Origin of the sequence: Streptomyces kronopolitis, from assembly GCF_014646275.1 — a bacterium.
Taxonomy (GTDB): domain Bacteria; phylum Actinomycetota; class Actinomycetes; order Streptomycetales; family Streptomycetaceae; genus Streptomyces; species Streptomyces kronopolitis.
This window is the reverse complement of the sequence record NZ_BMND01000107.1, coordinates 1-668: the sequence shown is the minus strand read 5'-3', so window position 1 is coordinate 668 and position 668 is coordinate 1. Positions and strand designations below refer to the sequence as shown.

General features: G+C 38.0%; 1 protein-coding gene. It reads right to left on the bottom strand.

What is annotated here, in order from left to right:
* Positions 1-614: O-antigen ligase family protein (locus IEY78_RS35345; RefSeq protein WP_229700345.1), on the bottom strand; the 614-nt coding region annotated here is incomplete at its 3' end.
* Positions 615-668: the final 54 nt, after the last annotated feature.

Genomic DNA, 668 nt, shown 5'->3' with positions numbered 1-668 from the left:
AAACGCCACCCGATACTGCTATCAGCGTCTTTTTTAGCGTAGCGTTTCAAATCTTCTTCAAAGCTTTGGTTTTGAACCCTAGATTGCTCTATTGCCCCCTTTTTTTCTAAAGCACTACTCCCCATATACAAAGCACTCAAAATAAGACTCACAACCACCATATAACCCAATGGTTTGAGCGATTTTTTAGCGTATAAAATAAAGCAAGAAAGGATTAAAAAAGTAGCTACAAAGGCGATTGTCGCACTCCTTGTGGCGCTTAAAATAACGACTAAAAACCCCACAAAAACAGAAAGCGTGAAAAAAAGTTTCTCTTTTTGATTACACGAATAAAGCGCATAAATATAACAGCCTAAAATGGAAACGCTCACTAAAACCACATACTCCTTAACCGTGCTAAACCCTTGTGCTCTGGGCATGTTAAAATAAATTTTTTGCACCAATGAAAGCAAGCCGTTGATGAAATTGGCAACAGCCATGCTGTAAAAAAGGATTTTTTGATTCAATTTGATTCTTAAACAACTGGCAAAAAGCAAGCATAACGCCCCGCAAGCATAAGTTAAGGACATGTTTAGAGCGAATAAATTGTAGCGGAAAGTTTGGCTATCATGCATGTTAAACATGTTAGGGAAGATGCTTAAAAACACGCCCCAAAAAGCCAGAGTAAG